An 8,074-nucleotide genomic window follows, 5' to 3' on the forward strand; every position below is an offset into this window, starting at 1 on the left:
GGCGGGTTAGGAATACTGTGTGCAGGCTGTGTGCGGGGCATGTATATTTTATGTTCTGCTCGAAAAGCAGCCGCTAAACCTACACAGGCGTTTAAATACCGCTACCCTTAACACTATGAGCAGCAAAGCAACCGAAATCGCTAAAAACCTGCCGACCCTCGAACATCCGGACGGCAGCCCCATTCGTGCCCTAGTGGTCGATGATGAGGAGATGCTCAAAGAACTCGTCAGTATGGGCCTGAAGATGATCGGGTGGGAGGTACAGTCGGCTGGTGATGGACCCGCAGCCTTAGCTATTGCCCGCGATTGGCGCCCCGATGTGCTGGTGCTTGATATTATGATGCCCGGTTTCGACGGTCTGGAACTGTTGGACCGCATCCGGAAGTTTTACCCCGAAGTGCCTTGCCTTTTCTTGACCGCGAAAGATTCGGTGGATAACCGCATCGAAGGGCTTGCCGCTGGTGCCGATGACTATGTGACCAAGCCGTTTTCGATGGAGGAGGTTATGATTCGTCTGCACAGGCTGGTGCAGCGCTCGGGTGTTGCCGCTATTGACGATGCCGAACTCGTTGTGGGGGATTTGGTGCTCAACCAAGATACCCGTGAAGTTACCCGTGGCGGTGAACCTATTGCTCTCACGGCAACCCAATTCGACCTGCTGCGTTATCTGATGGAGAATGCGAAGCGCGTGGTCTCTAAAAGCCAGATTTTGGATAATGTCTGGAATTATGATTTTGGCGGTCAGGCGAATATTGTGGAGCTTTATATTTCGTATCTGCGGAAGAAAATTGATGTGGGTCGTGAACCTATGATCCATACGGTACGCGGTGCTGGCTATGTAATTCGACCGGCAGTTTAAGCCCCTAATTATGTAAAGCGCCTAGTCAAGGTGTATATATTCTTATATTCCGATTTAGTAATATATCCTGGAAGGGGTGAAGTCTGTGACCATTGTGGAAGCTCCCAGTGTTCCCGAGACACAGCCCCCACAGGGTAGTCGAAAAAAACGGGATAAAACCGCTATACGCCCAATGCCGCATCTGCGCAGGCGGCTTATTCTTATTCTCGTTTCGGCTCTAGGAATCGCCTGTTTTATTACCAGTGTTTCAACCTATGCCACACTGCAGAACTCTCTGCGGGCGCAAATTGGCAGTACCCTCAAAGAAACTGCGAATCGCGCCGCCAACCCCAATAATTCTCCCAGCGGTCACGGTTTTGAATGCCTCGATAAATCTAATCCGAAAAACCCTCTCTATACGCCGGGTCAGGGTGCCGGAACCATTAATCTTTGCGTCGATCGACAGGGCGAGTATAAATTTTCGGGGTATTTGAGCGCCGACGGCAGCATCAAGGAGCTCAGTGACAAAGACCGCGAGACTCTTAACTCTCTTCGGAACACCGTAAATCAAGAGAGTCAGCTTACCGAAGTGAACCTTGACGTTGGTAAATACATGGTGAAGGTTTCCTCACCAGGGCCTTCTTCGGATGCGCTTATCACCGGTGTGCCGCTGGGGGCAATGTATCAGACCCTTACCATGCTCTCTATCACAATGGGTATTGGGTCGGTTGCCGTGATGATCGGTACCGGATTTTTGGGTTCGTTCGTAATTCGCAGAACGATGAAGCCCCTAGAGCGTGTCTCCGGTGTGGCGACCGAGGTGGCGCGCCTCAATCTGGAATCTGACACTATTGCCCCCGAAGTGCGTGTGACCCCCAAAGACGCGAACCCCCGCACCGAAGTGGGGTCTGTAGGGTATGCGCTCAATCAGCTTCTTGACAACGTGAGTTCGGCTCTTGACGTGCGTGAACGTACCGAAAAGCAGATACGTGCCTTCATTGCGGATGCATCCCACGAGTTGCGCACCCCGCTGGCCGCCATTAAGGGCTACTCCGATATGCTGCGGTGGACGGAACCTCTCGCAGATGGCGGGCAGTCCTCGCTTGCACGCATCGATTCGCAGACCGAACGAATGTCGCGTCTCGTGGAAGATCTGCTGTTGCTGGCGCGCCTGGACGAAGGGCGTGAACCGAAGTTTGAGAACATCGACTTAACCGAGCTGCTTGTCGAGAGCGTTTCGGATATGCAGGCGGCGGCGCGCGACCATATCTGGCGCATGGATGTGCCGGATGAACCGGTTGAGATGATCGCGGACCGCTCGCAGATTCAGCAGGTTATTTTGAATCTGCTCTCTAATGCGCGCAAACATACGGACGAGGGTACGACCGTTATTGCCGGGCTGCGGGTATCTGCGGATCGGCGTGAAGCGCTTATGACCATTGTGGATAACGGTCCCGGAATTGACCCAGAGTTTGCGCCCAAGATTTTTGACCGATTCGCGCGGGCAGACAAGGCGCGTTCGGGCTCTGACGGGACGACCGGCCTCGGGTTGGCAATCGTGCAGGCGATCGTGCAGGCACATGGCGGGCTGATTTCTGTGCGAAGCCGCCCCGGACGAACCGAATTTTCGGTACGTCTTCCGCTTATGCGGCAGGGGGTTTCGGTCTCATAGACCGCTTGATTTGGGGCTTTCTGGCGAGCAGAGACTTTTCAAACAATATGCACTGAGTGCAAAGATATGTCTGAGCTCACACAAAAAATAGTTGCACTTGGTGCAATATTGCACTTAGTGTAATAACTGTGTGTATTGCCCAAAAGATTGTAGATAAACGCTCCGCGCGTAAAGCCGAGAACCGCATCGCCATTATGGATGCGGCAGAAAAGCTTGTGCTTGCAGGCGGTCTTAAGGCGCTCACGGCGGATGCGCTCGCCAAAGAATCCGGTGTATCCAGGCGTACCATCTTCAACCATTTTTCTTCGGTTGAAGCCGCCGTTGTTGAACGCCTGAACGATTACCTACGCCGTATTTTTGAGATCATCCCCGACTTTTGCACCCCCAGAGGAGCACATCCCGAGCGGGATATGCTCAACGGCGTGCGTGCCGCATTCACCACCGAACGCCTTGCCGAGCACGTAGAACCCCACGCTCGGCTGCTGTTCGCCCTTCACGACTACGCTCTCGATAATAAGTTCAATGAGTACAGCTCAACCTCCTATTTGAACTCCATTGAGATGGTTATTGACAAGCTTTGGCAGGAGAGACAGGACATACCGCGGATGCGCATCGCAATCTTCGGGAACCTCATTGCTTCCGCTATCTGCGAGGGAATCGCGACCTCCTTCTACGACGCCGAAGGTAACCCACACCCGCCCGAAAATGCCGAAAAAATGCGAGAAAACATAGAACACTGTCTTGACTATGTCGAAGAGCTAATCGACGGCAAATACGCATAGGCGCAGCAAATACGCACACCATACTCAACCGATACAGAGACATTTGAGGAGAATCATAGTGGCTAAGTGGCTATATTCCATAGGTAGCTTTGCCGCACGCAGGGCGTGGGCGGTTATTGCTATCTGGGTGCTTGTTATTGCCGGTGTTGCCGGTAGCTATAGCGCATTCCACGGACAGCTGAAGACCACCTTCACGATGCCCGGAACCGAAACCCAGCGTCTTACCGACGAACTCTCCACTCGGTACCCCGATGCTAACCGCGGTAACGGGCAGATTGTTGTAAAGACAGATAACGGGTCCGCAATCACCGAGGAACAGAAACAGGCTTTCATAACCACGCTGAATAGCCTCAAGGATGAGAATTCAGCCGTTGATGCCGTCGGCGATCCTTTTGCCACCGAACAGCAGATAGCCGACGGTAAAAAGCAGCTCGAAGAAAGCAAACCTCAGCTCGACGCCGCTCCGCAGCGCATCGAGGACGGCAAGAAACAGCTCGAAGAAGCCGGTAAACAGCTTAAAGACGGTAAAGAGCAGCTGGATGCTGCACAAAAACAACTCGACGAAGCCCGCGAACAAGCCAAAGCGGCTGGCGCTCTAGAGTCTATGCGCGAACAGCTCGGCTCCCAACAGGGGCAGTTGGACGGGCAACGCGCCAAACTGGAAGAGTCTCAGAAAGAATATGACGCTAAGTCTGCTGAACTTGCCGACGCTGAGAAGAAACTCCCCGAACAGCAGTCGGAATACGCCCGCAAATCTGCGCTTTTGGAGCTGACAAGCGACTACCGAACGGTCTCTGAAGATAACTCGACCGCAATCGCCAGGGTTTTCTTCAAGACAAAGAGTGCAGAAACCCCTCAGGCTGATAAAGAAAAGCTCATGGAACACTTCCAGAATGCTGATCTGAAGGGTTTGAAGGTCTATTTTGACCAGAATATTGCCGAATCTCCCAATGTTGGTATGGGTATTGGCGAGGTTATCGGTATTGTGGTGGCACTCATTACGCTTATCGTTATGCTCGGTACTCTTATTGCCGCCGGGCTGCCTATCATTATGGCGCTTGTGGGCGTGGTGATTGGTATTCTGGGAACCCTGTCGTTCTCATCCCTCATTGATATGAGCTCAACCACCTATATGCTGGGCATGATGCTTGGTCTTGCGGTGGGCATCGACTATTCACTGTTCATTCTCAACAGGCACCGGTCTAACCTGATGGACGGCATGCCGCTGCGAAAATCTATCGCGGTCGCTAACGGCACCAGCGGTAACGCGGTTCTCTTCGCCGGAACAACCGTGATTATCGCCCTGCTTGCCCTGAATGTCACCGGTATTCCCTTCCTGGGATACATGGGCGATGCGGCGGCATTGTGCGTCTTCGTGGCCGTGTTGATTTCGGTGACCTTAACCCCTGCTATGCTCTCGCTGATTGGCCGTAAGGTCATGTCGAAGAAAACGTGGGCATCTATCGATACTCCCGAAAAGATTGCAGCGCATCACGCCGAGCAGGAAAAGCGGGAGGCTACCCCGCACGGTTGGCTGCGCATCGTGCTCGCTAAACCTTTGGTCACCATTCTGCTCTGTGTGGCGGCACTGGGTGCTATCGCTATTCCCATGGGTCAGATGCGCATGGGTCTTCCCTCGGCAGAAAGCGCACAGACTGAAAGCACCGAATATCAGGCCTACCAGATTGTTAAAGACAAGTTTGGCGAAGGCATGAGCGGTACTGTGGTTGCAGTGGCACACACCCCCGCAGGCATGAGCGATGCGCAGGCCGAGCAGGCACAGCTCGATATCGCCCATGCGGTTGAGGCGAAAGACCCCGACAACGTAAAAACCGTAGTTCCCATCGGGCAAACCGATGATCACACCCTGCAGATTTTCCAGGTGACCCCCAAACACGGGCCTAGCTCGGTTGAAACCGTGAACCTGGTTGAGAAGCTGCGGCAGGTTGATGTTAACGTGCAGGGTACCGATGTGCGCCTGGGCGTGACCGGTCTGACTGGCGGCAATATCGACGTCTCCAATACGCTGGCGCAGAAACTGCCACTGTATTTGGCGGTCGTCATGGGTCTGTCGTTTATTGTGCTGATTCTGGTGTTCCGCTCGATTCTGGTGCCGCTGGTTGCTTCGGTCGGGTTCCTTTTCTCGATTTTGGCCAGCTTTGGTGCCGTGGTTGCGGTCTACCAGATGGGCTTCATGGGATCCCTCTTCGGGGTGCACGATCCCGGTCCGATTCTGGCGTTCCTGCCCACCTTGATGATTGGTATTCTCTTCGGCCTGGCGATGGACTATCAGGTGTTCCTGGTCTCTGGCATGCGCGAAGCCTATGTGCACGGTAAGGATGCGAAAACCGCCGTCGTCGCCGGGTACAACCATGCGGTGCGTGTGGTGGTTGCCGCGATGATCATCATGATCTCGGTGTTCGGCGGGTTCATCTTCGCCGAATCCGCAATGATTCGCCCTATCGGCTTCGGTCTGGCATTCGGCGTGTTGGTTGATGCCTTCGTGGTTCGCATGACTATCACCCCTGCGGTTTTGACCCTGCTGGGCGATAAAGCATGGTGGATGCCGAAATGGCTCGATAAGCTCGTTCCGAATATGGATGTGGAAGGGGCGACCCTTCTGGAAGAGCTGGACCACAAAGACTCGGATAAATCCGACGATGGTGATGAAGCGCCTAGCGAATCTGAGGCATCCGACGATTCCGAGGAGAAGGAAGCCGAAGCACAGGAATCTGTGGCGAAAAAAGTAGCCGAGGTCGAGATTCCCTGGGCGAAGGAGAAAACTAAATAACCGCTAATACCGTATACCACGCGAGCAGGTCGTATTGTACCGAGCAGATAGGAAAATCCTACCTTGTCGGAGCAAAAAAGACCTGCTCGCGCTTTTTAGGTAATGAGCGGCAGGCTACATAAACGTGCCCATTAACGTCTTGGTACCTCCGTGGTCTAAGGTGAAAGTAGGGGATCGCCGCGAGAACACGAGTTCTCACCCCGAGCGCATCGAAGGGGCGCACCACACGATGGCAGAAAGACGAACGCTCGCCGCATACTTGAACCGCATACCCGCGCCGCTGCTGGTTTTCTTAGGAGGAGGCATAGGCGCCTTCTGCCGCATCCACACACCCGGCGGGGTGCTTGCTGCGAACCTGATCGGATCCTTCACCCTGGGGCTTCTGACTGCCCTGTGGGCATTGCGCGCTCGCATGCACAGCGAGGATGCGGTGCGCCCGTTCCGCTTTTTATTCGGTGCCGGAATGATGGGCGGGTATACCACCTACTCGTCCATCGCGGCGGTTACCTCGCAGGCGGTATTTATTCATTACACGGTGCACGGGTGGTACGTTCTGCTCAGTCTTGCCGTGCTCTTTATCGGCGGTTTAGCGGCCGCAGCATTGGGTCTTTTCATGGGCGGAAAAATTGCCGCCCGCTGGGAGGCACGCCATGCCAGCGTTCGGGAGGACTCATCGTGTTCTCGCTAACGGTCTTTCTGCTCGGCGGTTTAGGGGCAATGACCCGGTATTTTCTTGACGTCAAAATGTCGCCTCGTCTGCGCACCGAGCGCTCCATCATCAGCCCCGTATTCGTGATTAATCTGGTGGGGTCATTCCTCTACGGGCTGCTGATTATGCCGGTCGCTAACCCGAACGCGCTCGATATTCACTACGGTGCCTCTGGATCCGTCATCTTCTGGTGTACCGCCATCACCACCGGTCTGCTCGGCGGGTTCACCACCTTCTCCACCGCGATGGTCGAAGCGCTGACGGCACGCCGCGAAGGCAAACGGGCCAAGTTCCTGATGCTCTGGCTCGTGCAGGTTATCGGGGCGGTTCTCGCGGCGCTCGCGGGCACGCTCTGCTTCGTCCTGCTGCTGGGGGACGACGTAGCCCCCATCATCCCCATCGATATTTTCTTCTAACCCGGCTAGGTAGGGTCTACAGGGTCCATCCGTGTGGGGTGCAGCACAGGTGAGGGGCGCATTCGGCGGCGTGTGAAGCTCCGGTTCTTTGATGTTGCCCCAATAGCTTTACACTGGTGGTAGGCGAGTTTTTACCACTCACGGCTTGCCTATGACGCTGTACATTATTGACGAGGAATGTGGATGAGGAAACTACTATCGGAGCAGATGGGGACGGTTAGTCTTGAAATCATCTGCGCTACCCTCGCTCTTTTTGCCCTTGGTTTTCTTCTGATGAGAACGCGCGCTCGCCGCGCGGGATCGTCGCTGACAGCCCGGCACTATATCATCACCAGCATATTTTCGCTGTTTTTGGCGGTGGTTTTGGTGCTGACCCTCACCCCCATCGGGGTGGGCGATGGAAAATGCCACTCGGAGCTATACTATCCACGCCTCTATGCTGGCTGGAGCTGGATCCAAGCATTCCAGATGCTGCAAACCCCGGGAACCGGCGGCGCAACCTCGCGGGCATTCGCCCAACTCTTCTTTAACATCGGTCTGTTTATTCCTATAGGGCTGTTTACCGCCGGATGTCTGCGCTGGGGTCTGCGTGCCTCAGCCTTGGCGGGTTTTGGACTGTCTCTCTTCATCGAGCTGAGCCAGCTGAGCGGCAACTGGGGTCTGGTGCCCTGCGCATACCGCACCTTCGATGTGGACGATATTATCAACAACACCGTCGGCGCCTTGATCGGTGCGCTCATTGTGCTTGTGTGGCGTCGGATCCGCCGTCGGATGCGTTACCGCCACTTGCCGGATCATATCGGGTAAGGGTACATCGAGAATCTGGGAGCGAAAAGTTGCGGCGGGAACATAGACTATGTTCCCGC

The 8,074-nt window shown here is 54.8% G+C and carries 7 protein-coding genes; all 7 read left to right on the top strand.

What is annotated here, in order from left to right:
• Window positions 1-115 precede the first annotated feature (115 nt).
• The 7 genes from HMPREF2625_RS02470 (at window position 116) to HMPREF2625_RS02500 (ending at window position 8,015) form a co-directional block, all read left to right on the top strand.
• Window positions 116-859: a response regulator transcription factor gene (locus tag HMPREF2625_RS02470; protein WP_004005894.1), complete on the top strand. Its 744-nt coding sequence runs from the start codon at window positions 116-118 to the stop codon at window positions 857-859.
• Window positions 860-944: 85 nt separating this feature from the next.
• Window positions 945-2,510, top strand: a complete 1,566-nt coding sequence (locus HMPREF2625_RS02475) for a sensor histidine kinase (protein WP_070521402.1) — start codon at window positions 945-947, stop codon at window positions 2,508-2,510.
• A gap of 128 nt (window positions 2,511-2,638) precedes the next feature.
• Window positions 2,639-3,292 (top strand): TetR/AcrR family transcriptional regulator, encoded by a 654-nt coding sequence (locus tag HMPREF2625_RS02480; RefSeq protein WP_070521406.1) that lies wholly within the window; start codon window positions 2,639-2,641, stop codon window positions 3,290-3,292.
• Window positions 3,293-3,350: 58 nt separating this feature from the next.
• Window positions 3,351-6,083 (top strand): MMPL family transporter, encoded by a 2,733-nt coding sequence (locus tag HMPREF2625_RS02485; protein ID WP_246826585.1) that lies wholly within the window; start codon window positions 3,351-3,353, stop codon window positions 6,081-6,083.
• Between the two features lie 124 nt (window positions 6,084-6,207).
• Entirely contained in the window at window positions 6,208-6,771 is a 564-nt protein-coding gene (locus HMPREF2625_RS02490) for a fluoride efflux transporter FluC (protein WP_083295595.1), read from the top strand.
• Complete coding sequence (locus tag HMPREF2625_RS02495; RefSeq protein ID WP_238382438.1) at window positions 6,759-7,208, top strand: fluoride efflux transporter FluC; 450 nt, start codon at window positions 6,759-6,761, stop codon at window positions 7,206-7,208. The genes HMPREF2625_RS02490 and HMPREF2625_RS02495 overlap by 13 nt, the downstream gene beginning before the upstream one ends.
• 183 nt (window positions 7,209-7,391) lie before the next feature.
• Complete coding sequence (locus HMPREF2625_RS02500) at window positions 7,392-8,015, top strand: VanZ family protein (RefSeq protein WP_246826586.1); 624 nt, start codon at window positions 7,392-7,394, stop codon at window positions 8,013-8,015.
• Window positions 8,016-8,074: the final 59 nt, after the last annotated feature.

The sequence above is a fragment of the Rothia sp. HMSC064D08 genome, assembly GCF_001809525.1.
GTDB lineage: Bacteria > Actinomycetota > Actinomycetes > Actinomycetales > Micrococcaceae > Rothia > Rothia dentocariosa.